At 64.6% G+C, this 23,501-nt stretch carries 23 protein-coding genes; 11 read left to right on the top strand and 12 right to left on the bottom strand.

Features of this window, described 5'->3' with window-relative positions:
* Positions 1 to 18: 18 nt before the first annotated feature.
* Genes fdhD through OX459_RS21035 form a run of 5 tightly spaced genes read right to left on the bottom strand, consistent with a single transcriptional unit; the run spans position 19 to position 6,538 of the window.
* A complete protein-coding gene (fdhD, locus tag OX459_RS21015; protein ID WP_289906441.1) occupies positions 19 to 858 on the bottom strand; it encodes a formate dehydrogenase accessory sulfurtransferase FdhD in 840 nt (279 codons plus the stop codon).
* Positions 859 to 873: 15 nt separating this feature from the next.
* A complete protein-coding gene (locus OX459_RS21020) occupies positions 874 to 1,794 on the bottom strand; it encodes a bestrophin family ion channel (protein ID WP_289906442.1) in 921 nt (306 codons plus the stop codon).
* A 27-nt stretch (positions 1,795 to 1,821) separates the two neighbouring features.
* A complete protein-coding gene (locus OX459_RS21025) occupies positions 1,822 to 2,802 on the bottom strand; it encodes a cytochrome d ubiquinol oxidase subunit II (protein WP_289906443.1) in 981 nt (326 codons plus the stop codon).
* Positions 2,803 to 2,832: 30 nt separating this feature from the next.
* The gene (locus OX459_RS21030) at positions 2,833 to 4,212 is read right to left on the bottom strand and encodes a cytochrome ubiquinol oxidase subunit I (RefSeq protein ID WP_289906444.1); all 1,380 of its coding nucleotides are present in this window, start codon (positions 4,210 to 4,212) and stop codon (positions 2,833 to 2,835) included.
* 13 nt (positions 4,213 to 4,225) lie between these two features.
* Entirely contained in the window at positions 4,226 to 6,538 is a 2,313-nt protein-coding gene (locus OX459_RS21035; RefSeq protein ID WP_289906445.1) for an FdhF/YdeP family oxidoreductase, read from the bottom strand.
* Positions 6,539 to 6,704: 166 nt separating this feature from the next.
* On the opposite strand from OX459_RS21035, the gene OX459_RS21040 reads away from it, so the two are divergent.
* Both OX459_RS21040 and moaA read left to right on the top strand, forming a co-directional pair.
* Positions 6,705 to 6,995 (top strand): helix-turn-helix domain-containing protein, encoded by a 291-nt coding sequence (locus OX459_RS21040; protein ID WP_289906446.1) that lies wholly within the window; start codon positions 6,705 to 6,707, stop codon positions 6,993 to 6,995.
* 113 nt (positions 6,996 to 7,108) lie between these two features.
* Positions 7,109 to 8,191, top strand: a complete 1,083-nt coding sequence (gene moaA, locus OX459_RS21045) for a GTP 3',8-cyclase MoaA (RefSeq protein WP_289906447.1) — start codon at positions 7,109 to 7,111, stop codon at positions 8,189 to 8,191.
* Between the two features lie 130 nt (positions 8,192 to 8,321).
* Here moaA and OX459_RS21050 read toward each other — a convergent pair whose 3' ends face one another.
* The gene (locus OX459_RS21050) at positions 8,322 to 9,743 is read right to left on the bottom strand and encodes a PLP-dependent aminotransferase family protein (RefSeq protein ID WP_289906448.1); all 1,422 of its coding nucleotides are present in this window, start codon (positions 9,741 to 9,743) and stop codon (positions 8,322 to 8,324) included.
* Positions 9,744 to 9,901: 158 nt separating this feature from the next.
* Here OX459_RS21050 and OX459_RS21055 point away from each other — a divergent pair, with 158 nt between their 5' ends.
* Together OX459_RS21055 and OX459_RS21060 are read left to right on the top strand one after the other, a co-directional pair.
* Positions 9,902 to 10,864, top strand: a complete 963-nt coding sequence (locus OX459_RS21055; protein WP_289906449.1) for a Dyp-type peroxidase — start codon at positions 9,902 to 9,904, stop codon at positions 10,862 to 10,864.
* Positions 10,865 to 10,908: 44 nt separating this feature from the next.
* Positions 10,909 to 11,292 carry a hypothetical protein gene (locus tag OX459_RS21060; protein ID WP_251350810.1) on the top strand — a complete coding sequence of 128 codons (384 nt, stop codon included), beginning with the start codon at positions 10,909 to 10,911 and terminating at the stop codon, positions 11,290 to 11,292.
* Between the two features lie 72 nt (positions 11,293 to 11,364).
* Here OX459_RS21060 and OX459_RS21065 read toward each other — a convergent pair whose 3' ends face one another.
* Positions 11,365 to 11,727, bottom strand: coding sequence for a hypothetical protein (locus OX459_RS21065; protein ID WP_289906450.1), 363 nt, complete (start codon positions 11,725 to 11,727; stop codon positions 11,365 to 11,367).
* A 226-nt stretch (positions 11,728 to 11,953) separates the two neighbouring features.
* On the opposite strand from OX459_RS21065, the gene msbA reads away from it, so the two are divergent.
* Positions 11,954 to 13,789 (top strand): lipid A export permease/ATP-binding protein MsbA, encoded by a 1,836-nt coding sequence (gene msbA / locus OX459_RS21070; RefSeq protein WP_251350808.1) that lies wholly within the window; start codon positions 11,954 to 11,956, stop codon positions 13,787 to 13,789.
* A gap of 4 nt (positions 13,790 to 13,793) precedes the next feature.
* On the opposite strand, the gene OX459_RS21075 is transcribed toward msbA, so the two are convergent.
* The gene (locus tag OX459_RS21075; RefSeq protein ID WP_289906451.1) at positions 13,794 to 14,201 is read right to left on the bottom strand and encodes a hypothetical protein; all 408 of its coding nucleotides are present in this window, start codon (positions 14,199 to 14,201) and stop codon (positions 13,794 to 13,796) included.
* 77 nt (positions 14,202 to 14,278) lie between these two features.
* On the opposite strand from OX459_RS21075, the gene OX459_RS21080 reads away from it, so the two are divergent.
* From OX459_RS21080 to OX459_RS21090, 3 genes are all read left to right on the top strand, one after another.
* Positions 14,279 to 15,406: a toxin-antitoxin system YwqK family antitoxin gene (locus OX459_RS21080; protein ID WP_289906452.1), complete on the top strand. Its 1,128-nt coding sequence runs from the start codon at positions 14,279 to 14,281 to the stop codon at positions 15,404 to 15,406.
* Positions 15,407 to 15,485: 79 nt separating this feature from the next.
* Positions 15,486 to 15,980, top strand: coding sequence for a MarR family winged helix-turn-helix transcriptional regulator (locus OX459_RS21085; RefSeq protein WP_099664914.1), 495 nt, complete (start codon positions 15,486 to 15,488; stop codon positions 15,978 to 15,980).
* 76 nt (positions 15,981 to 16,056) lie between these two features.
* Positions 16,057 to 17,193, top strand: a complete 1,137-nt coding sequence (locus OX459_RS21090; RefSeq protein ID WP_289906453.1) for a toxin-antitoxin system YwqK family antitoxin — start codon at positions 16,057 to 16,059, stop codon at positions 17,191 to 17,193.
* On the opposite strand, the gene OX459_RS21095 is transcribed toward OX459_RS21090, so the two are convergent.
* Together OX459_RS21095 and OX459_RS21100 are read right to left on the bottom strand one after the other, a co-directional pair.
* A complete protein-coding gene (locus OX459_RS21095) occupies positions 17,190 to 18,512 on the bottom strand; it encodes a chloride channel protein (protein ID WP_289906454.1) in 1,323 nt (440 codons plus the stop codon). The genes OX459_RS21090 and OX459_RS21095 overlap by 4 nt on opposite strands.
* Before the next feature lie 86 nt (positions 18,513 to 18,598).
* Entirely contained in the window at positions 18,599 to 19,522 is a 924-nt protein-coding gene (locus OX459_RS21100) for a LysR family transcriptional regulator (protein WP_289906455.1), read from the bottom strand.
* Between the two features lie 97 nt (positions 19,523 to 19,619).
* Here OX459_RS21100 and OX459_RS21105 point away from each other — a divergent pair, with 97 nt between their 5' ends.
* Positions 19,620 to 20,630 carry a zinc-binding alcohol dehydrogenase family protein gene (locus OX459_RS21105; protein ID WP_289906456.1) on the top strand — a complete coding sequence of 337 codons (1,011 nt, stop codon included), beginning with the start codon at positions 19,620 to 19,622 and terminating at the stop codon, positions 20,628 to 20,630.
* Between the two features lie 7 nt (positions 20,631 to 20,637).
* Here the strand turns inward: OX459_RS21105 and nhaR are convergent, their stop codons facing one another.
* A complete protein-coding gene (nhaR, locus tag OX459_RS21110) occupies positions 20,638 to 21,537 on the bottom strand; it encodes a transcriptional activator NhaR (RefSeq protein ID WP_251350801.1) in 900 nt (299 codons plus the stop codon).
* A gap of 159 nt (positions 21,538 to 21,696) precedes the next feature.
* Here nhaR and OX459_RS21115 point away from each other — a divergent pair, with 159 nt between their 5' ends.
* Both OX459_RS21115 and OX459_RS21120 read left to right on the top strand, forming a co-directional pair.
* Positions 21,697 to 22,659: a TerC family protein gene (locus OX459_RS21115; protein ID WP_034759011.1), complete on the top strand. Its 963-nt coding sequence runs from the start codon at positions 21,697 to 21,699 to the stop codon at positions 22,657 to 22,659.
* A 69-nt stretch (positions 22,660 to 22,728) separates the two neighbouring features.
* The gene (locus tag OX459_RS21120) at positions 22,729 to 23,130 is read left to right on the top strand and encodes a TerB family tellurite resistance protein (RefSeq protein ID WP_077401482.1); all 402 of its coding nucleotides are present in this window, start codon (positions 22,729 to 22,731) and stop codon (positions 23,128 to 23,130) included.
* A gap of 6 nt (positions 23,131 to 23,136) precedes the next feature.
* Here OX459_RS21120 and OX459_RS21125 read toward each other — a convergent pair whose 3' ends face one another.
* The gene (locus tag OX459_RS21125; RefSeq protein WP_099664910.1) at positions 23,137 to 23,490 is read right to left on the bottom strand and encodes a YnfA family protein; all 354 of its coding nucleotides are present in this window, start codon (positions 23,488 to 23,490) and stop codon (positions 23,137 to 23,139) included.
* Positions 23,491 to 23,501: the final 11 nt, after the last annotated feature.

The raw sequence follows: 23,501 nt of genomic DNA on the forward strand, positions 1-23,501 counted from the left end.
TGCCGTTCAAGGTGCATGCTAAGGTGCATGCTGGCCGCTATCTTCGCTCGCCGTGTAATCGACAAAGCCGTCGCGGCGGCAAAAGCTGGCCAGCTGCATGCCGGCCTGGCGCGCGATGCGGATGGCCAGCGAGGTGGGCGCCGAGATGGTGGCGACGAGTCCGATATGCATGCGCGCCGACTTGCGCACCAGTTCATAGCTGGCGCGGCTGGACAGGAAGACGAAGCCGTCGTGCATGGCGATGCGGTGCAGGGCCAGGTAGCCGATCAGCTTGTCCAGGCCGTTATGCCGGCCCACGTCCTCGAACACCTTCACGATGGCGCCCTCGGCCGTGCACCAGGCGGCCGCATGTACGCCGCCCGTCTTGTGCATCAGCTCCTGGTAAGGCAGCAGCTCGCGCGCGGCGCGGCCGAGGATGGCGCTGCTGGCCACCAGCGGCGGCAGGGGGCGCGTGATCTTTTCCGGCACCAGGTCCAGCAGGGCCAGGCTTTCGATGCCGCACACGCCGCAGCCCGTGCGCCCGGTCAGCGCGCGGCGGCGGGCCTTGAGCTTGATCAAATCCGGCTGCGCGATGGTCAGCCGCACTTCGGCGCTATCCTCGCCGCAGCACACGTCGAGGTCGTAGATGTCGCGCACGCTGCCGACGATGCCTTCGGTCAAGGTAAAGCCGACGGCGAATTCCTCGAGGTCGCGCGGCGTGGCCATCATCACGGCGTGGGCGATGCCGTTGTAGACGAGGGCCACGGGATACTCCTCGGCCACCATGTCGCGGCCCGCCGTGGCCACGCCCCCCTGGTGGCGCACCATGGGAACGTCCAGGTAGCCGTCGCGTTCGATGGTGGTGATGTCGCATTCCATGATTTTTTCCTCCGGTTAATCGATCTGATAGCGCGGGCAGGGCCGTATCGACGGCGGCAGCGGGTCGCCATGCAATTCCAGCAGCGAGCGTTCCGTTTCCCGCGTCATGGCGTTCAGGGCCAGGCAGTTGGGCGCCAGGCCGAACGGTTCGGCGATCTGCTGCGCGATGGCTTCCAGCGCAAACAGGGTGTAGGCGACGAAGACGGAAATGAGGGGCGTGGCCACGCCGATGGCGTCCACCAGGCCCAGCGGCAGCAAGAAGCAATACATGTAGACGGTGCGGTGCACCAGCACGCCGTATGGATACGGGATCGGCGTGTTCTTGATGCGCTCGCAGCCGGCCACGGTGGCGGCCAGGTCGTTGAGCTGGGTGTCGAGCATCCACAGCAGCTGCGTCTGGCCCCCCTGGCGCTGCACGGCGTCGTGCAGCATGGCGCGCACCGCATGCAGTATGGCGACGGGCTTGAAGTTGACGCCCTGCAAACGCTGCACGTCTTCGGCCGGCAGGTAGCGCAGCAGGTCTTCCTGCGGGTCCGTCTGGCGCAACTGGTGCTTGAGCGCGTAGACGAAGGCGACCAGGCGACGCAGCAGCAACTCGTGGTCGAGGCCGCTCGTTTCCTGCGGCAGATACGTGAGCGCCTGCGAAGCGAGGGCCCGCGCGGCGATCAGCAATTGCCCCCAGATATGCCGCGCCTCGACGAAGCGCGCATAGCTGGCGTTATTGCGAAAGCCGAGAAAGATCGCCAGGCTGATGCCGACCATGGGAAACGGCGCCGTATCGAGCGGAATCTTGACGCCGAAGATACGGCCATCCGTCAGCAAGGCCAGGGAGCTGACGACCAGCATCAGCAACAATTGCGGGATGATGGCTTGCAGCACCGAGCCATCCCAGACAAACAGCATGCGGAACCAGTTGGTGGTGGGGCGAATGATCATGATGGAAGACGCATGCTGTGATGTGAATCAATGTTTCCGGGGCACGACTTTGCCCTCGAAGACGTAATATTGGAACAGGTTGTAGCCGATCATGATCGGCAGCATCGTGCCCATGCCGATCAGCATGAAGATCAGGGTCGGTTCATTGGACGCGGCCGCCTCGATGCTCAGCTTGCCCGGCACGAGGTCCGGGAAGAAGCTGATGGCCAGGCCCGCGAACGACGCCAGGAACAGCACGATGGCGCCGCGGAAGGGGCCGCGCACGCCGTTCACATGCACGGCCCACAGGATGTAGATGAAGGCGCTGGCGGCGATGGCGGCCAGGGCCAGCAGCACGCCGAACACGCCCGGCTGCGCCCAGCGGTCGTGGCCGATGGCGCTGAAGACCATGGTGCCGGCCGACAGCACGATGGCGGCCGCGACCGTTGCCAGCACGCTGGTGGTCGCGTAGCGGCGCGCCGCCGCTTCCAGCAGGCCGCCCGTCTTCTTGATCAGATACGTGCTGCCCAGCAGGCAATAGCCGGCCACCACGCCCAGCGCCGTACAGGCCGTGAAGATGCCGCTCAGCCAGCCCGGCTGCAAGCCCGTGATGACTTCGCCCAGCACCACGCCCTGCGCCACGGCGGCCAGCAGGCTGCCCACGCCGAAGACCACGTCCCACAGGCGCTTGTTGCCGGCCGCGTGGCGGAACTCGATCGAGGCGCCGCGCATGATCAGGCTGGCGATCAGCAGCATGATGGGAATGTACAGCTGTTCCAGCAAGGTGGCGTAAGCGCTGGGAAAGGCGCCGAACAGGGCGCCGCCCACCACCACCAGCCAGGTTTCGTTGGCGTCCCACACGTGGGCGATCGATTGGAAGATCAGGTTGCGTTCCTGCTCGCGGCGGGTGAACAGGCTGAGAATGCCCACGCCCAGGTCGAAGCCGTCCGTGACGACGTAAAAGATCAGCATCAGGCCGATCAAGCCGAACCAGGCATTGCCCAGCATGGCATGCGAATTCATATCCATTACATACTCCTAGTCAGATGGCGGCGCATGTCAATACCCCACGGCATGGGCGGCGTCCGGCAGCGGCAGCGCCACGTCCGGGCCTTGTTGCAGCCATTTCTTTGCGAACACAAAGAAGGTGAGGAACAGCACGACGTAAAACACGGCAAACATCAGCATGCTGCCGGCCACGGCATGGGCCGCCACGTCGGAGACGGCGTCGCGCGTGCGCAGCAAGCCGTACACGACCCACGGCTGGCGTCCCACTTCGCGCACAATCCAGCCGCACTCGACGGCGATGTAGGGCAGCGGAATCGTCAGCACCCAGGCCAGCAGCAGCTTGCGGTTGCGCACGAACTCCTGCACCCGTCCACCCACCTTGCGCCAGGCCACGAAGGTCCAGAACGACAGCAGCACGAACCACATGCCGATGCCGGCCATGGCGCGGAAGGCGTAGTACAGCAGCGGCAGCATGGGCGGCTGGTCTGCGCGGGCGATGTCGGCCAGGCCCGTGATCTTGCCCGTGGCGCTATGCGTGGCGATCACGCTGAGCATGCCGGGCACTTCGACGGACCAGTCATTCTTTTGCTCCGCCTGGTTGGGCCAGGCCAGCAAGGACCAGGCCGCGCCTTCGCCATCGCGGTTCGTGTGCCAGTGGCCTTCGATGGCCGCGCCCTTGGCGGGCTGGGTCTTGAAGACGTCGACGCCGCTGGAATCGCCGAGCCACACTTGCAACGGCGCAATGACCAGCAGCAACATCAGCGCCAGCTTGAACGAGCGGGCGAAGAAGGCCGGTTCGCGGCGCTTGAACATATACCAGGCGGAAATGCCGGCGATGACGAACAAGCCCGTTTCCACGGCGGCCACCCACATGTGGCCCACGGCCCAGGCCATGTCGGGATTGAAGATGGCGGCCACGTAATCGGTGACGATGATCTTGCCGTCCACCACGCGCACGCCGGCCGGCGTCTGCATCCAGGAATTGGCGACCATGATCCAGAACGAGGAAATGCTGGATCCCAGCGCCACCATGCCGGTGGCAAACAGGTGCACGCCCTTCGGTACGCGGCCCCAGCCGAACATCATGACGCCGATGAAACCCGCTTCCAGCATGAAGGCCATGGCGCCTTCGAAGCCGAGGATGTTGCCGATGAACTGGCCGGAATGGTGCGAAAACGGCGCCCAGTTGGTGCCGAACTGGAATTCCAGGGGAATCCCGCTGACGACGCCGACGGCGAAGTTGAGCACCAGCAACTTGCTCCAGAAGCGCGCGTGGCGGTAGTAGACGGGGTCGCTGGTGCGCAGCCACAGCGCCTCGACGACGAACAGGAACAGCGACAGGCTGATCGTCAGGATGGGCCACAGGATGTGGAAGATGGCCGTCATCGCAAATTGCGCGCGCGACAGGTCCAGGGTATCGAAACCGAACATGGCGTTCTCCTGTTCAGCTGACTGCGGCCGAAGGCGACAGCAGCACGGGGATGGATTTGAAGGTCGGCGTGCGCGAACCGTAACCGACGCTGTCGAGCGGCACCAACGGGTTGGTTTCCGGGTAGTAGGCGCCGATGCAGCCGCGCGGGATGTCGTACTCGACCAGCAGGAAGCGGTCGGCGCGGCGTTCGATGCCGTCGTGCCACACGCCGATCAGGTCGACCCAGTCGCCGGCCGCAAAGCCCAGCATGGCCAGGTCGTCCTTGTTGATGAAGACGACGCGGCGCTGGCCGAAGACGCCACGGTAGCGGTCGTCCATGGCGTAGATGGTGGTGTTGTACTGGTCGTGCGAACGTGTTGTCATCAGCACCATCAGGCGCTCGCCGTATTGCTGGCGGGCGCGGTGGATCGGCGTGTCCAGTTCCACGGCGTTGACGAGGAATTTCGCCTTGCCGCTTTCCGTCTTCCATACCCGTTCGCGCGAGGCGATTTCCAGGTGGAAACCACCGGGTTTGGCCACGCGCAAGTTGTAGTCGAAAAAGTCATCGAACACTTGCTCGATGGAATCGCGCAGCAAGGCATAGTTGCCGGAATAGCGCAGCCAGTCGATCTTCTCGCTGCCCAGGGTCGATTGCGCCATGCCGGCCACGATGGCGATTTCCGAACGCAGATTGGGCGAGGCGGGCTGGTTCATGCCGAACGAGATATGCACCATGCTCATCGAGTCTTCCACCGTCACGCCTTGCGCCACGCCCGACTGCACGTCGATTTCCGTGCGTCCCAGGGTGGGCAGGATCAGCGCATCCTTGCCGTGCACGAGGTGACTGCGATTGAGCTTGGTGGCGATGTGCACGGTCAGGTCGCACGAGCGCAGCGCATCCCAGGTGCGCGGCGTGTCCGGCGTGGCCATGGAGAAATTGCCGCCCAGGGCGACGAACACTTTCACTTTTTTCTCCAGCATGGCTTCGATGGTGCCGACGGCGTCGTAGCCGTGGTGGCGCGGCGGCTCGAAGTTGAAGACGAGACCCAGGCGGTCGAGGAATTCCTTGGTCGGCTGTTCCTCGATGCCCATGGTGCGGTCGCCCTGCACGTTCGAGTGGCCGCGCACGGGGCACAGGCCCGCGCCCCGCTTGCCGATATTGCCGCGCATCATCATCAAGTTCGACAGGATTTGCACGGTGGCCAGCGAATTCTTGTGCTGCGTCACGCCCATGCCCCAGGTCGAAATGACGGCCTTGCCCTTGACATAGATCTGCGTCAATTCTTCGATCTTGTCGCGCGCCACGCCCGATTCGGCCAGCAGCAAGTCCCAGCTTTCCGCGCGCAGGTCGGCGGCGAAGGCGTCGAAGCCGCTCGTGTGTTCGGCGATGAAATCGCAGTCGAGCACGCGCTCCTGGCCATGGGCGACGGCTTCATCATCGAGTTCGACGACGCGCTTGGCCATGGCCTTGATCAGCGCGAAGTCGCCGCCCAATGTCGGGCAGATGAACAGCGAACAGATGTTCGTACTGCCGCCCGTCAGCATTTCCAGCGGATGCTGGGGGCTGGTGAAGCGCTCCAGGCCCCGTTCGTGCAGCGGGTTGATGGAAACGATGGTGGCGCCGCGGCGCGACGCTTCGCGCAATTCGCCCAGCATGCGCGGGTGGTTGGTGGCCGGGTTCTGGCCGAACAGCAGCAGGGTGTCCGCATGCTCGAAGTCGTCCAGCAGCACCGTGCCCTTGCCGATGCCCACCGTTTCCGGCAAGCCGCGGCTCGTCGCCTCGTGGCACAGGTTGGAACAGTCGGGGAAGTTATTCGTGCCGTAGGCGCGCACGAACAGTTGATACAGGAAAGCCGCTTCGTTGCTGGCGCGGCCCGACGTGTAGAAGGCGGCCTGGTTCGGGTCGTCCAGCGCGTGCAGGTGGTGCGCCACGAGGGCGAAGGCGTCGTCCCAGGAAATGGCCTGGTATTTGTCGCTGGCCGCGTCGTACACCATGGGGTCCGTCAAGCGGCCATGTTGTTCCAGATCATAGTCCGACTGCTCCATCAATGCGGTGACCGTGTGCTCTTCGAAAAATTCCGGGCGCACGCGCTTGCTCGTCGATTCGGCGGCCACGGCCTTGACGCCGTTTTCGCAAAATTCGAACGTGGACGCGTGTTCTCGGTCGGGCCAGGCGCAGCCGGGACAGTCGAAGCCGTCCGGCTGGTTTTGCTCGAACAGCGAACGGTAATTGCCCGCGCTGACTTTTTCCTTGAACAGGTTGATGGCCACGTACTTGAGGGCACCCCAACCGGCCGCGGCATGGGTGTAGGGCGCGATGCGCGCGTCGGACTTTGGCTTGCTCATGATGACTCTCCTGGTGATATGCGATGGGACAATCACATGGTAGGGGCGGCGGCTTGCCCCGTAGGCGCACAGTTCCGGACAAAAAAACAGAGTACAGATGGCAAGATGACGATGCCGGTCGCGCCGGCGCCGGCCGTGATCTATGATGTGGACAAGGAGAAAAAACATGCACAAGGAAGACAAGGAAGACGGCATCGACGCGGCGCTGATTGCGCTGCTGGCGCTGCTGTGGGAAGCGCGGCAGGAGGCGCCGGAGAAACCGTGGTCGCTGGCCAAGCTGGCCAAGCGGGCGGGAGTACAGATGAGCACTTTGTTGCGCCAGCTCAATGCGCTGTCCAGCGCGGGACTGGTGAACGTGACGACGGCGGAGAGCGGCGGCGGCAGCGCGCTGCTCAGCGCGGCGGGCGCGGACCTGTGCGCCACGGTGTTTGCCGCACCACCTCCGCCAGCGCAGTAGGAGCACAGTCCCGCGCGTCTGTACTCTATCGGCCGGAGCCGGACTGTACCTCTTTGCCTGACCCCATTCGTCCTATGCTACTTCCAGACGAATGCCTATCGAGGGGAAGCACCATGAACACCATCCTGTATCCGCAGCCGGCGCTCCGGCAGCCAAGCCATATCGAACCGTGCGTGGATATGCTGGGCCGCCCCCTGACGGACTTGCGCATTTCCGTGATCGACCAGTGCAACTTCCGCTGCACCTATTGCATGCCGGCCGAGCTGTACCCCAGCGACTACCCGTTTCTTCCATCGAGCGAGCGCCTGTCCTTCGCGCAGATCGAGACCATGGCGCGCGCCTTCGTGCGCCTCGGCGTCGATAAAATCCGCATCACGGGCGGCGAGCCGCTGCTGCGCAAGAACCTGGAGCAGCTGATCGAAGCGCTGGCGAAACTGACCACGCCGGACGGGCGCGCCGTGAGCATCGCGCTGACGACGAATGGCAGCTTGCTGGCGGCCAAGGCGCAGTCGCTCAAGGATGCGGGCCTGGAGCGGGTCACCGTGAGTCTCGACAGCCTGGATAACGGCATTTTCCAGCGCATGAATGGCGTCGATTTTCCCGTCGAAAAAGTGCTGCACGGCATTGAGGTAGCGCAAGCCGTGGGCTTGACTCCAGTGAAGGTCAACATGGTGGTGCAGAAAGGCGTCAACGACAGCCAGATCGTGCCGCTGGCGCGCCATTTCCGCCACACGGGCGTGGTGCTGCGCTTGATCGAATTCATGGACGTGGGCGGCATCGGCGCCTGGTCGTGCACGCACGTCGTCACGTCCGAGGCGGCGCGCGCGCTGATCGCCGCCGAGTTCCCCCTCGTGTCGCTGGGCGAAGGCAAGCCCCTCTCGCACGAAACGGCCAGCCGCTACCGTTATCTGGATGGCGGCGGCGAAGTGGGCTTCATTTCCAGCGTGTCGCAGCCGTTCTGCGGCGACTGCAGCAGGGTGCGCGTGTCGTCGGACGGCAAGCTGTTTACGTGTTTGTTCGCCCAGGACGGCCTCGACCTGCGGCCCCGGCTTGATTCTGCGCAAGGTCTGGAAAGCCTGCTGCGCCAGCACTGGCAGCGCCGTGGCGACCGCTATTCGGAAGTGCGCGGCGCACTGGCCCAGCTTGGCGGGCGCAGGCAGTATCCCACCGTGCGCATGTCGCTGGTGGGCGGATAACTGGTTTACAACGCCTAGCAAAACCGTAGCGAGCGGAAGTAAGTTGTGGCTAAGAAGCGCAACTGTACGAAGGTACAGTGAGCATCGCAGGCCGCAAATTACGACGCGCAGTAGGTTTTGATAGGTGTTATTAGAGGAATTCGGTGATGAGCTTACCGAGCAGGATGATGGCTTGCTCGACGCCCACGCTCCACGGATAGCTGTAGTTGAGGCGGATGCAATGCTTGTAAGCCTGGCTGACGGAAAACATGCGTCCCGGACCCACCGTGATCTTGCATTCCAGCGCGCGCCGGTACAGCTGCATGGAGTCTATGTCGCCAGGCAATTCCACCCACAGCACGTAGCCGCCCTGCGGGTGCGAGATTTTCGTGCCAGCAGGAAAGAAACGCTGCACGGCGGCGGCCATGATGCGCGCCTGCTGGGCATACGCCTTGCGGGTGCGGCGCAGATGCTGTTCGTAGCCGTCGTTTTGCAGGTATTCGGCGATGGCCAGCTGGGGAAACGAGGACGTGGCCAGGGTGTTGAGGAATTTGAGTTCCTCCACCTTGCCCCGGTAGCGTCCGGCCAGGGCCCAGCCCACGCGCTGCGCGGAACTGAGGCTCTTGGAAAACGACGAGCAATGCAGCACCAGGCCCTTGCGGTCGTAGGATTTGAGCGAGGTTGGGTGGGCGTCGCCGTAATACAGCTCGTTGTAGACGCCGTTTTCGATGGCGGGCACGTCGTGCTGCTCCAGCAGCTGGTACAAGGCCCGCTTGCGCTGGTCGGACATCTGGAATCCCAGCGGATTCTGGAAGTTCGGCATCACCATGACGGCGGCGATCGGCTGCCGGGCCATGATGTCGGCCAGCGCCTCGATGCTGATGCCTTCATACGGGTCGGTGGACACTTCCACCACCTTCATGCCCAGCCGTTCGACGGCCATCAGCATGGCGTAGAAGGTGGGCGACTCGACGGCGATGGTGTCGCCCGGCTTGGCCACGGCTTGCAGGCACAGGTTGATGGCTTCCGTGGCGCCCACGGTGACGATGATTTCGTCGGGATCGACGGCCAGGCCGTTTTCCATGTAGCGGCGGGCGATTTCGCGGATCAGCTGCGGGTTGCCCGGCGGCAGGTCGTCCGTCACGTTCCAGGCGCGGTTGCGGCGCGCCACCGCGCCCGCATACTGGTTGATGCGTTCCCAGGGAAACAGCGACGGGTCGGGGTAGGGTGAGCCCAGCGGGATGGCGTCATGCAAGCCGATCGAGCGCAGGGTGGACAGCACCAGGCGGCTCACGTGCACTTCCGCCGGCACGGGGCTGGGGTGCGACGCCTGCATGCAGATGGACGGCGCGGCGGCGTCGCCGGCCCGTTGGCGCACGAAGTAGCCGGACTGGGGCCGGCTTTCGATCACGCCCATGCCTTCCAGCTTGACGTAGGCGCGCAGCACCGTGGTGATGCTCAGCTTGTGCTGCTGGCTGGTCTGGCGCACGGACGGAATGCGTTCGCCGGGCAAGAGCACGCCCTTGGCCACCAGTTGCTCGATGTCGCTGACGAGCTTTTCATACAATTTCATGCAATGGTATCCATTCTTATTCTTGCTCTACGTCATTGCATTATCGTCCAATTCATGACTACCTATAGTTACAGTTATCGCATGTTGCCAAAATGAAACTGCCAACCGGCACTTCTGGTTTAAGATCCACATAGAAACGAAAAAGAGGAACCTCTGTCATGGCAATTCCACAAAGCATGCTGTCTGTCGTCGCGCGCGACGAAGTGCATTTGCAGTTCAAGGTGAAGGCCGGCGTCGACATGCGGCAGCTGTTCCAGCGGCTGGGTAAGCTGTGGGAATCCGAAGTCACGGGCATTTTGGACCCCACCCTGAACCGCCACCATCAGTTGACGGGCGGCACGGCCAACGTGGTGCTGGGATTCAAGCCCGAACTGTGGCGCGCCGCGTGCCCAGGCTGCGTGCCGGACAATATGGCATCGTTCGCGCACGACCTGGTGGGCGCCAACGGCAAGACGGCGCCGGCCACCCAGCACGATTTCTGGGTCTGGATCACGCAGTCGAACGCGGCCACCCTGTACGACAGCATGCGCACGACGCTCACCTTGCTGAGTCCTTTTGCCGAGCTGGCCAGCGAACAGGTGTGTTTTCCGTATCACAACAATGTGACGTTTGACGGCTTTGCCGACGGCGTCGCCAACCCGAATCCATTCCGCGCCAACGGCGTGGCCATCATTCCGGACGGCGAAGCGGGCGCGGGCGGTTCCACCGTGTTGCTGCAGAAATGGCGCATGGACGTGGAGCGCCTGCGGGCCTTGCCCGTGCACGCGGCGGAGCAGGTGTGGGGCCGCACCAAGGCCGGCAGCCATGAATTGTCGCCGTTGCCCGTCGATTCCCACGTGGGCCGCAACCAATTCATCCGCGATGGCGAGGAAGTCGATATCGTGCGCCGCAACGCCAATTACGCCAATGCCAGCGAGGCGGGCGTCATGTTTGTCGGTTTTTGCAAGGACATCACCGTGACTATGGGCATGCTGCGGCAAATGTACGGCGTAGGCTATGATGGCGTCACCAAGACGGACCGGCTGCTGGATTTTTCCACGGCGCTGTCGTCGGCGATCTATTTCGTGCCCAGCATCGATGCCTTGCTGGCCGCGGGCATTTCGCCGGCGGACCCCGGCTGAGGGCCGCCCCGGCGGTCCCTATTTTTACTTTAAAGGAGTTTTCCATGCGTATACGTCCCGCCACACTGCTGTCCGCCCTGATCTTCGGCAGCGTCGTCTTCAGCGCTTCCGCTTCCGCCGTCGGCCTGGGTTTCCTGGCCGATACGCCGATGGCTTACCTGAACAAGAACGACAAGCCCGTCTTCGTCAAGGCCGTCACCGACGTGCTCAATGACAAGAAAGATGGCGAAACCGTGCAATGGAGCAATGAAGGCTTGCGCAATTCCGTGCGCATCGCCGCCGACATCACGGCCAGCGACACGCAAAAGACAGATGAGCAAACCTGCCGCAAGGTACAGGTGGGCTTGAGCGCCAAGGGTCAGGAACAGACCCTCAAGCTGACGGTCTGCAAGGCCGGCACGGCCGCCTGGAAAGTGAAAAAACAATAAGCACCGGCCGCCGCCCTTCCTTGCCGGAAGGGCGGCGTCGCGATGACTGCCCGCAGCGTGCGCTGCGGCTGCCTAGTCGTGGTTGATGGCTGCCACCTGGTGCAAGCATGCCTCGTCGGTGAGCAAGGTGACCACCGCATTGGTTCTGGCATGGACGCGCACGCCCTTGAGCCAGTCCGGCAGGACAAGGACGGCGCCCGCCACGATGGGCAGGATGACCTGGATCACGGGCTCGCTGCCCCTGGGCGGCGTCGCCCCGAAGTCCAGGTCCTGGATGCCGTCCTGCGGCGGCTTGAGGTAGACGCGCGGCGCGAGGGGGACCGCCTGCCAGCCGCCGGAGCTGACTTCGCCGATCGCGCTCACATGCAAATGCGGGGGAAGGCTCTTGTCGATGGCTAGGTGCACGGCCTTTACTTTGTAGATGGGAACGCTCATGGTATCTCCAGGAAGGATGGGGTGCGCCGCCAGGCCCGCGGCGTGTAGGGCCAGTCCCGATGTCTCGGCATCGTTAAGCTAGCTCAGCAAGTGTAGGTCGTATTTTCACCATCACCATCTCCAATTGTCACCATGGCCAGGCGCGCAAGCCATGCTGCTCTACTTTCTTGGGGGAAAGCCACCCGCAACGGTTAGAATCACGTTTTACCTTCTTTTTCCCATCTGCATGCAGCAAAGTCGCCTCCTGTTCTTCCGCCTGGCCGGCCAGTTTCGCCGCTATGGCGCCATCGTCGCCGCCACCTTGCTGGCCGTGGGCGTGGCGTCCGCCACCGATGTGTTGTTAATCAGGCAATTGCAAAACGTCGTCGACGCCATGCGCGCGACGGCCAGCACGCAGGCCGCGCCCGCGTCCGGCGTGATGGGCATGCTGCAGGGCTGGGTCGACCGTTTCTTGCCGGCACAGGCGGGGCAGGTGGACTTGTGGGTGATTCCCGCCACCATCCTGGGCCTGGCCGTGCTGCGCATGGTGTCGAGCTTTGCCGGCGATTACGGTTCCGTATGGCTATCGAGCCGGGTGCAGGCGGATTTGCGCGAAAAGATGTTCGCCACCATCATGCGCCTGCCCAGCCGCTTTTTCGACACCACCACCACCAGCCTGACGCAGTCGCGCGTGGCCTTCGACGCCAGCCAGGTGTCGCAGGCGGGCTTGAACGTGCTCAACGTGATGGTGCGCGATTCCGTCGCCACCGTCGGCTACCTGATTTTATTGTTCAGCATCGACGTGAAACTGGCCCTGTTCTGCATGGCGTCGATGCCCATCGTGGCCATCGTCGTGACCCTGGCGGGCCGCCGCATGCGCCACCTGAGCAAGAGTTCGCAGCAAGCCGTGGGCGAGCTGACGTCCGTGCTGGATGAAAGCATCGGCGGCCAGCGCGTGGTGAAAATCTTTGGCGGCCAGGATTATGAACAGGCGCGCTTCGTCAACGTCGTCAAGCGCAACCGCCAGCTGGCCGTCAAGCATGCCGCCACCTCGGCCATGAATTCCGGCTTCATCATGATGCTCGTCGGCATTACCCTGTCGTCCGTGATCTATTTCGCCATGCTGCGCGCGCAAAGCGGCGCCATCACGCCGGGCGCCTTCGTCGCCTTCATGGGCGCGCTGATGGCGATGCAGTCGCCGATCAAGAACTTGACCAAGATCAATGAGCCGCTGCAGCGGGGCTTGGCGGCTGCCGAGTCCGTCTTCGGCTTGATCGACACGCCGCTGGAACCGGACCCGGGTACCATCGCGCCGGTCACGGTGCAGGGTAATCTGTCCTTGCAGAACGTCAACTTCCGCTACAACAGCGACGATCCCGATGCGCCCACGGCCTTGAGCGATATCACGCTCGACATCCGCGCCGGCGAAACGGTGGCCCTGGTGGGCGGCTCCGGCGGCGGCAAGACGACCTTGCTGGGCTTGCTGCCGCGCTTCTACGACGTCAGCGGCGGCCAGATCCTGCTCGATGGCGTCGACCTGCGCGATTACGCCTTGCTGGCCCTGCGGCGCCAGTTCGCCCTCGTCAGCCAGGATGTGATTTTGTTCAACGACACGATGGCGGCGAATATCGCGTATGGCGACCCGGCCCCGGACCAGGCCCGCATCGAAGCGTCGGCGCGCGCCGCGTATGCGCACGACTTCATCATGCAGTTGCCGCAAGGCTACGAAACGCAGGCGGGGCAGAACGGTTCGCGCCTGTCGGGCGGGCAACGCCAGCGCCTGGCCATCGCGCGCGCCCTGTACAAGGACGCGCCGATTCTCTTGCTGGACGAAGCGACCAGCGCACTGGACACGGAGTCGGAACGTTCCGTGCAGGCGGCGCTGGAAGTGCTGATGCGCAACCGCACCACCATCGTCATCGCCCACCGCCTGTCGACCATCGAAAGCGCCGACCGCATCGTCGTCATGCAGGGCGGGCGCCTGGTGGAATCGGGCAGCCACGCCACCTTGCTGCAGCAGGGCGGCGCGTATGCGCGCCTGCATGCGAGCCAGTTGTCGCCCGTCAAGGATGGCGCGGCCTAGAACCTCAGAACACGTGAATTTCCTGTAATACCAGCGTGGCGCCCAGCGCCGTGCCTTCCACGCGGAAGGTGGCGGTCAGGTCCGACCAAACGCCATTCAGTGGCAGCGCGTGGCGCACTTCGGCGATCGCCACGCCGCCGTCCTCGCTTGCCGGGCGCTCGACGCAGCGTTCGTGCGGCGCACCGCTGGCTTGCGCCGCCGGCGTGACGCGATACACCATGCCATCCGCATACGGCTCCGGCGAACCATACCCTTCGATCACGGCGCGCAGCAGCGCCGGCGTCCAGCCGTAATACGCGTCGTGCGCCGTGCGCGCATGGGCGCACGCGTAATCGCCGCGCGCCAGGTCGGCGATCCAGGCGTCGATGATGTCCAGTATCTGTGTGTCGCTGGGGGCGGAGGGCAAGTGCATGGATTTCTTTCGTGACAGGGGAAAACGTTGCTTTCCATTATGATGGCCGCCGCACGATAACATTGCAACGGAACACAATGCACACACGACAGAAGATACGCGTGGCCCTGGCCGCCTTGCTGGGCATGGTCCTGGCCTTGCCGCTGGCGGCACAGGCACAGCCCGCAGGGCAAACGCCGACGCCAACCTTGCAGGAGGAAGACCGGACCATGTATTTGGATGAAAATTTCATGCCCAGCAATCAGCGCGGCGCCGTGTATGCGCTGCGCACGCCGCCCGTGCGCGACGAGGCGCTGGGCGCCTGGCATGTGCTGCTGGAATTTCCCGACACGCCGGGCGTGCCGGCCTTTGAAACCTATGCCACGGACCTGGACTTGAGCCAGGTCAAGTTCGTAAAGTTTCGCAAGTATTACCATGAAAATGGCCAGCTGCTGCGCGAAACCTATTTCGATGCCCAGGGCGAGGAATTGCTCGGCGGCAGCGTGTACTTCGAAAATGGCCAGGTCCAGCAGCGGGTGACCGCGTTGCCGAACGGGCGCGACAGCATCTCGGAAACGTATCACCAGAATGGCCAGCTGATGAGCCGCACGCTGTATCACGGCGACGAGATGGCCGATGGCGAGCAAGTGTCGTATGGCGCGAACGGGGCCGTCAGCAGCCGCTCGTATCAGCGCCATGGCAAGATGGATGGCGTGCAGGAATTGTTTTATGCGGATGGCAAAGTGCACCGGCGGGGACGCTTCGTCGATGGCCAGCGCGAGGGCGAGTTTGTCCGGTATGCCCAGGATGGCAAGGTGCTGGCCAGCACCGTGTGGGTGCACGGCCAGCCCGACGGCTGGTCGTTTGAAAGCCATGACAATGGCGTCGTGTCGAACAAGACGCTGTACCAGAAGGGTGCCGTGCTCAGCTTGCAAACGTGGGCCCCGAATGGCCGGCCTGTGTTTGCATGGCAGAAAGACGCGCAGGGGCGTGACCACGGCGACACGACGGATTGGCATGCCAACGGCGCGCGCGCCAGCGTGACCCCGTTTGTCGAAGGCCAGCGTCACGGCTTGCTGCAGGCCTGGTACGACGACGGCAGCCTGCGCCAGATCGTGCCGTATGAGCACGGCAAGAAGCACGGCATCGAGCGCCACTGGGACCAGGCCGGCAAGCTGGTGCTGGAGCAGGCGTGGCAAGCCGGAGAGCCAGTTTCCATGCGCTAGGAGTCGCCCGCCTTTGCAGGTATCATGCAGGGATTCCGGCCCGCCAGCAGGCGCGAAGCCGGCAGGATAACTGGAGGCAATGGTGGTGGAAGCGGAAGTTTCGGCGATGGCCAGGGCGCAAGGCATGGCCTTGCAAAACATGCGCGTCGTCATGCGCGCGGCGCAGCGCCACTCGGCGCAAATCGAAAAGCAATGCGGCGTGTCGGGCGCGCAATTGTGGGTGATGCAGGAATTGCTGGAACGGCCAGGCTTGCGCATGGGCGAGCTGGCCAGCAAGATGTCGATCCACCAGACGACGGCCAGCAACCTGGTCGAGGCGCTGGTCAAAAAAACCTATGTGCGCAAGGCGCGCGACCAGCCCGACCAGCGCGTCGTCACCCTGACCCTGACGGCGGAAGGGCAAGCCGTCATCGCCGGCGCGCCGCAGCCGGCGCGCGGCTTGCTGCCCAGTGCGCTGGCCCAGCTGGACCCCGACAGCCTGGCGCACCTGAACCAGGGCTTGAACGCCTTGCTGGCCGTCGTCGCCCCCGACGACCGGCAGGCGGGCATGCAGCCGTTTCCGTTCACCATGTAGTCACGCGCAAGCGTGTGGCGCGCCGCCCTGCTTGCCCGTATCATCGGCGCCGTCGCACCGTTGATGAAAGCATGCATTGAAGGTACTCACCTCTGTTTTGCTGGCCTCTGTCCTGGCCGGTTCCCCGTCCGTTTCCATGGCCAACGCCCTGGACAACGCCCCGGCCACCCCGGCCACCCCGGCCGTGGCTGCCGAACCGTCGCCGGCGTCCCTGTATTTTGACGGGGATTACCAGCCCGTGGCGCCCGCAGCGGCCGTGTACGAGCAGCGCGCGCCGCTGCGCCACGATGCGGCCCGCCAGGCCTGGCATTGGCAACTGCATTTCGCGCAGCCGCCGGGCAAGCTGCACATGGATGCCTGGCTGCTGGGCACCGACGTGGCGTCGCCGCGCTACGCCGGCCAGCGCAGCGTGTATTTTGCCGATGGCCAGCTGGGCCTGCAGGAAGAGCGCAACGGGGAGGGCGATTTCAATGGCGTGAACGTGGAATACTATGCGGACGGGACGGTGAAGAGCCGCAAGGCGTACCGCGACGGCGAGTACGACGGCTTGCACAGCCACTACCATGCGAATGGCCAGCTGAGGCATGCCTTGCTGTACCAGGCGGGCCAGCCCGCCGATGGCGAATTCCTGAGCTTTGACGAGCATGGCCAGGTCAGCAACCGCGCGCATTTCGCCGATGGCGTGCTGACCGGTGAAGTGACGGCGTTTCATCCGGATGGCCGGCTGGCCGAGCGGGGACCGTATCTGGACGGCCAGCGCAACGGCTTGCACCAGGCCTGGTGGCCGGACGGCCGAGAAATGTCGCGCCTCAATTTTTTGCATGGCAAGCCGCAGGGCTGGTCGCTGCTGTATTTCGCGAATGGCCAGCTGGACCAGAAAAACCTGTTCGAGGATGGCGTCATGCTGAGCACGCAAAGCTGGCGCGACGATGGCACGCCGCTGCGCCAGCGCCAGCAGGATGAGCAGGGCCGCGCGCAGGGCGACGACAGGCAATGGCATGCGAACGGCACGCTGGCCCGGCTCGCTTCCTACCGCGATGGCGAGCCGCATGGCGCGTGGCGCGAATGGCATGCGGACGGCTCGCCCCGCCACGCCGTGGACTATGCGCGCGGGCGCAAGCAGGGCCTGGAGCGGGCCTGGGCCGGCGACGGCACGCGCACCGTCTGCGAGTGGCAGGATGGCCGCTTGCTGCGCGCCTGCCGCAATTTCTAGTGCGGTGGCGCGGGCAGCCGTTGCAGCTGCAACTGCGCCAGCGCCCCGTACAGCGGTTCGCTGAGCACGCGCGATACGGTGCTGGCCACGACGGCGCAAGCCATCAGGCTGAGCACCATGCCGTGGCCGTCGACCATTTCCATGACAATAATGAAAGCCGTCAGCGGCGCCTGCGTGGCGGCGGCCAGGAAACCCACCATGCCCAGCGCGATCAGGGCGGGCGCGTGCGGATAGTGCAGCAGCACGGCGATATCGTGGCCGATGCCCGCGCCGATGGCCAGGGATGGGGCGAAAATGCCGGCCGGCACGCCCGACCACACGGTCAGCCACGTCGCCACATATTTGAAGGCAACGAAGGCGGGCCCCACGTCGGACGAGCCTTCCAGCATGGCGCGCGTGGCCACGGTGCCGCTGCCGAACGTGGCGCCATGGCTGGCGATGCCGATGGCCGCTACCAGCACACCGCAGACGGCGGCGAACAGCACGGGCCGGCCTTTTCTCCACGCGGACAGCTTGCCCAGCGGATTGCCCCTGGCTGACGCCAGCAGCAGGCGCGCAAACAGGCCGCCGGCCACGCCCGCGACCAGGGTCACCAGCAAACCCGGCAAGGCCAGCGCCAGGCCGATGGGGCCGGGATGGATGATGCCGAAGTGGGTGGCGTTGCCGTGGATGGACACGGCCATCATGCCGGCCAGCACGATGCCAGCGACGATGAGGCCGCTGTTGCGCTGCTCGGGCGAGCGCGACAGTTCCTCGATGGCAAACATGACGCCCGCCAGCGGCGTATTGAAGGCGGCCGCGATGCCGGCCGCGCCGCCCGCCACCAGCAGGGAATGGGCGCTCACCTGCGAGTGGCGGGGCAGCCAGCGGCGCGCGGCCAGCATCACGCCGGCCGCGATTTGCACGGACGGTCCTTCGCGTCCCAGCGAGAGTCCTCCCAGCAAGCCGCCCGCCGTCAGGCCGATCTTCGCGGCGCTCAGTTTCAACGAGACAAACAAGGAGCGCTGTTCGGGCGCCACGGCCGGGTCCAGTGTCGCCATCACTTGCGGGATGCCGGAGCCGGCCGCGCCCATGGCGTAGCGGCGCGTCAGCCAGACGAGCAGGGCGGCGCAGGCGGGCGTCCACAGCAGGGCGAACCACCAGGCCTTGCCGTTAAAAAAGAGGAACAGGTCCAGCGCTTCCTCGGCCAGCCACGTAAAGCCTACGACGACGAGACCGGCGATGGCGGCCATGCCGACGACGACGGCGCGCGACCACCACAGGCGCGGGTTGGCAAATTCATGCTTGAAGGCAGAGGGAATATCGTGCAAGTGCTTCATTGCGGCAAGTCCAGGAAGGGGCGCGCAGGGCGTCGGGAAGACTTGCCATTATAGAGATATATTTGTCCGAATGTTTTTGCTCTGCCTTATTTGTGGGCAATTGACGACAACAGCTGCGCCTCGGCCAGGAAATCGACGAGCGCCCGCACTTTCGGCGCCAGGTGCGGCCCGGACGGCCACAGCAGCCAGCAACCGTGGGCCGGATGGCCGCTGATGGCGTAATCCTTCAGCACCTCGATGAGGCTGCCGTCAGCGAGTGCCGGGCGCACATGAAAGTCGGGCAGCCAGGCGATGCCCAGGCCTTGCCGGGCAAAGTGCAGCCGCGCTTCCACATTGTTGCAGATCATGGACAAAGGCAAGTCCGGCGCAGCCTCGCCATCGTCCTGGCGCAAGCGCCACTGCTCCACCTTGCCGCTGTGGCGGAAGCGGTAGTGCAGGCAAGCATGTTGTTGCAGCTCAAGGGGATGCTGCGGCGTGCCGTGGCGCGCCAGATAGGCGGGGGAGGCCACGAGGCAGGAGCGGAACTGGCCCAGCTTGCGCGCGGCCAGGCGCGAATCGCGCGGTGCGCCGATGCGGATGACGGCGTCGAAGCCATCGCCGACGACGTCGGCCAGCGCGTCGGAAAAGTCCAGCTCCAGCGCGATGGCGGGGTGCTGCGCGGCAAAATCGGCCAGCGCGGGCAGGAACACGCCGCCCAGTTCCGGCAAGCCCAGGCGCAGGCGTCCCCGCGGCGCGCGCGCTCCCTCCAGTTCTTCCTGCGCCGCCTGCATTTCCGCCAGGATGCGTTCGCTGCGCGTCAAAAACAGCTGCCCCTCGGCTGTCAGGCTCAGCTGGCGGGTGCTGCGCTGGAACAGGCGCGCGCCCAGCCGCTGCTCGAGCCGGGCCAGGCTCTTGCTGACGGCCGACGGCGAAATGCCGGCCTGGCGCGCGGCGGCGACAAAGCTGCCCGCCTGGGCCAGTTGCACGAACAGGGCCACGCCGGAGAGATTATCTGTTTCCTGGTTTTGCATGATTCATGACAGTTTGGTCAGTAGTGAAACGCATTGAAGCATATTTTTCTTTGTTGCGTGGCTGCTTACCATGGGCTTTTATTTGCGGGGGGTGGCAATGAAGACGATCGGTTTCAACAAGGGCAGCGGCGTGGGCGACGAGCATGGCTTGTTCGACGTGGAGGGGCCGATGCCCGTGCCCGGCCCGCGCGACGTGCTGGTGCGGGTGCGCGCCGTGGGCGTCAACCCGCTCGACACCAAGGTGCGCGCCGGGCGGGTAGAAGTGCCTGAGCGTGTCGTGACCCTGGGCTGGGATGCGGCCGGCACCGTGCATGCGGTGGGCAGCGAAGTCACCCTGTTTGCGCCGGGTCAAGCCGTGTATTACGCGGGTTCGTTCGACCGCGCGGGCGTCAATGCCGAATATCACCTGGTCGACGAGCGCATCGCGGGGGCCATGCCGGCGTCGCTGGACTTTGCGCAGGCGGCCAGCGTGCCATTGGCGGCGCTGACGGCGTGGCAATTGCTGTTCGAGCGCTTTGCCATCGCGCCCGGCGATATGCAGCCGCGGGGCAGCCTGCTGGTGCTGGGCGGCGCGGGCGGCGTCGGTTCCATGCTGATCCAGTTGGCGCGCCAGCTGACGGGTTTTATCGTGATCGCCACGGCGTCGCGCGGCGACAGCATGGCGTGGTGCCGCGCCATGGGCGCCCATCACGTGATCGACCACACGCTGCCGCTGGCGGCGCAGGTGGCGGCCTTGCACGTGGCGCCCGTGCGCCATATCGCCGCCCTGTCGCACACGGCCCAGCATGCCGCGGCGCTGGTGGAGCTGATCGCGCCGCACGGCAAGCTGGCCGTCATCGACGACCACGATGCTTTCGACGCGGCGCCGCTGAAGGGCAAGAGCATCTCGCTGCACTGGGAAATGGTGTTTACGCGGCCGTTGTTTGCTACCGACGACATGATCGAGCAGCACCGCATTTTGCAGCGCGTGGCGCGGCTGCTGGACGACGGCGTGCTGCGCCACACGGTGCGGCAGCGCCTGTCGCCCATGGATGCGGCCACCTTGCGGCGCGCCCACGCGCTGCTGGAGCGGGGCGGGCAGCCGGGCAAGATCGTCGTCAGCGATTGAATCTGCCTTACACGAACAGCTCGCGCCGCGCGCTCTGGCTGATGGCGATGGTGGCCGGGTGGCTCAGGCGCCGTTCCGTGGTGATCGCATACACTTGCTCGACGAGGCTGTCGACCCGGCCCAGCGCCACCACGGCGTATTGCTCGCAGACCTGGGGCGCGATGACGGTGGGCGCGAAGAACAGGCCGGCGCCGGACTGGCCGAAGGCTTTCATCATGGCGCTGTCGTCGAACTCGCCGACGATGCGCGGGTGCAGCTTGTTGTCGCCCAGCCACTGCAGCAAGCGGCCGTAGATGGCGAAGTCTTCGCCGGGCAGCAGCAGCGGCGCGCCGTCCAGGCATTGCGGAAAGCCGCCCGCCAGGGTGGCGGCCAGCGCCGGCGTGCCGAACAGGGTCATGCCGCTTTCGCCCAGCAAGTGGTTAAAGCCGCGCACGCTCAAGTGGGCCGGCATGGGGCGGTCCGCCATGATCAGGTCCAGCCGGTGCACGGCCAGGTCCGCCAGCAGGCTGGCCAGCCGGCCTTCGCGGCAAATGATGCGCAGCGGCTCGGCCAGTCCCAGCGCCGGCGCGACGAGGCGGCAAGCGATCAGTTTCGACACGGAATCGGCGCAGCCCACGCGGAAGGTCGTCGTCGTCGTGCGCGACTGGTCGCGCACGATTTCCAGCAATTCATCGCCCGTGCTGAAGATGCTTTCCGCATGGCTGAGGATGCGCCGGCCCGTGTCCGTCAATTCCAGCTGGCGCCCGCTGCGGCGGAACAGTTCCACGCCCAGGGTGTCGGCAAACTCGCTGAGCTGGCCGGAAATCGACTGCGGCGTCAGGTGCAGCTGCTCGGCCGCGCGGGCGATGCTGCCCGTCTTGGCCACCATCCAGAAATAGCGCAAGTGCTTGAAGTTGAGTGTGGACATGGTGTTTCCCGGAAAATAAATGCATCGAATTTTTCGATGTATTATTAAATTATATTCGATTTGTTCGATGTTTATAAGAAGGCTATGATGGCTGCTCAATTCATGCAAGGAGAGTGCCATGGACTTCAGAATACAAACAGAGCATTGCGGAGGCCGCCGATGAACGGCCTGGAAAGTATTGCAACGGCACCCATGTGGGCCGGTTTCATCGCCTTTGTCCTGGTGATGCTGGCGCTGGACTTGTTCGTCTTCGGCGGCAACAAGGCGCACAAGGTGGGCGTCAAGGAAGCGGCGACGTGGTCGCTCGTGTGGGTCAGCCTGGCCCTGCTGTTCAACGGCGGACTGTGGTGGTATCTGAACGGCACGGCCGGTCCCGAGATCGCCAACCAGAAGGCGCTGGAATTTTTCTCCGGCTACCTGATCGAAAAAGCCTTGTCGGTCGATAACGTGTTCGTCTTTCTGCTGATCTTCAGCGCCTTCCAGGTGCCGATCCAGTACCAGCGCCGCGTGTTGATCTATGGCGTGCTGGGCGCGATCGTCATGCGCGCCGTGATGATCATGGCCGGTGCGTGGGTGGTGAGCGAGTTCAGTTGGGTGCTGTACCTGTTCGGCGCCTTCCTGCTGGTGACGGGCATGCGCATGCTGGTGGCGGCCGATGCGGAGCCGGACGTGGCGAACAACCCGGTGCTGCGCTTTGCCCGCCGCCACTTGCGGGTGGCCGATGGCGACCACGGCGAACGTTTCTTCGTGGCAAAGGGCGGTTTGCGCTATGTCACGCCGCTGTTCCTCGTGCTGATCCTGATCGAGGTGACGGACCTGGTGTTCGCGGTCGATTCGATCCCGGCGATCTTCGCCATCACGACGGACCCGTTCATCGTCTTCACGTCGAACCTGTTCGCCATCATGGGCTTGCGGGCACTGTATTTCCTGCTGGTGGATGTGGCGGACCGCTTCCACATGCTCAAGTATGGCCTGGCGATGGTGCTGGTGTTCATCGGCGCCAAGATGCTGATCATGCCGTGGTACCACGTGCCGGTGGAAGCGTCCTTGCTGGTGGTGGCGGTACTGATCGTGTCGAGCTGCGTGGCCAGCGTGTTCATCACCCGCAGCGACAAGAAGTAAATGTTGTACGGCGCGCCCCGCCTGGCGGTGGCGTGCCTTTTAATTGACTAATAGAAAGAGTAGAAAATCATGCGTACCTATGAAGCAAACAGTCCCCAGGCAGCGGGACGTATCCTGGCCCTGATGATGGTGGTCGACGGCAACCTGGCCAGCGCCGAGCTGCAAGCCATGCATCGCAGCAAGATCCTCGAGCATATCGACCTGGAACCGGCAGCCTTCCAGCAATTGCTGCAAGACTTGTGCGACGACATGCTGACGTCGACCGTGCATGGTGCCGTGCAGCTGGCCCATGGCGTGATCGACAGCTTGCTCGATGAAATCACGGACCCGGACTTGCGCCGCAAGCTGCTGCAAGCCATGTGGAAGATCGCCGATGCGGACGACTGGCTGGCCGATGGCGAAGCCGTCCTGCTGGCCCGCGCCAGCGCGGCATGGTCGGCGGAAACAAACTTCCGCGCGCATGCCGCTTGAGGTAAATCAAGCCGCCTTGTGTCCCATGGCAATGACGGCGGCGCCGGCCAGGGCCAGGCCCACGCCGGCGATGTCGGTCCAGGCGGGCGTGACGCCGTCCACCAGCCACAGCCAGCCCAGCGCCGTGGCGATATAGATGGCGCCATACGTGGCATACACGCGGCCGCTGGCGGCCGGATGCAGGGTCAGCAGCCAGACGAAGATCAGCAGGCTGACGGCGGCCGGCAACAGCAGCCAGGCGCTGCCCTTGTTGCTCAGCCATAGCATGGGCAGGTAGCAGCCCAGCAGTTCGGCCACGGCCGTGACGGTAAACAGCCCGAAAGTGCGGGCAAGGCTGGTCCATTCGAAGGCGTCGTTCATGCTGTTCCTGT

Origin of the sequence: Janthinobacterium sp. SUN026 (genome assembly GCF_030397625.1) — a bacterium.
In the GTDB taxonomy this organism is placed as follows: Bacteria; Pseudomonadota; Gammaproteobacteria; order Burkholderiales; family Burkholderiaceae_D; genus Janthinobacterium; species Janthinobacterium kumbetense.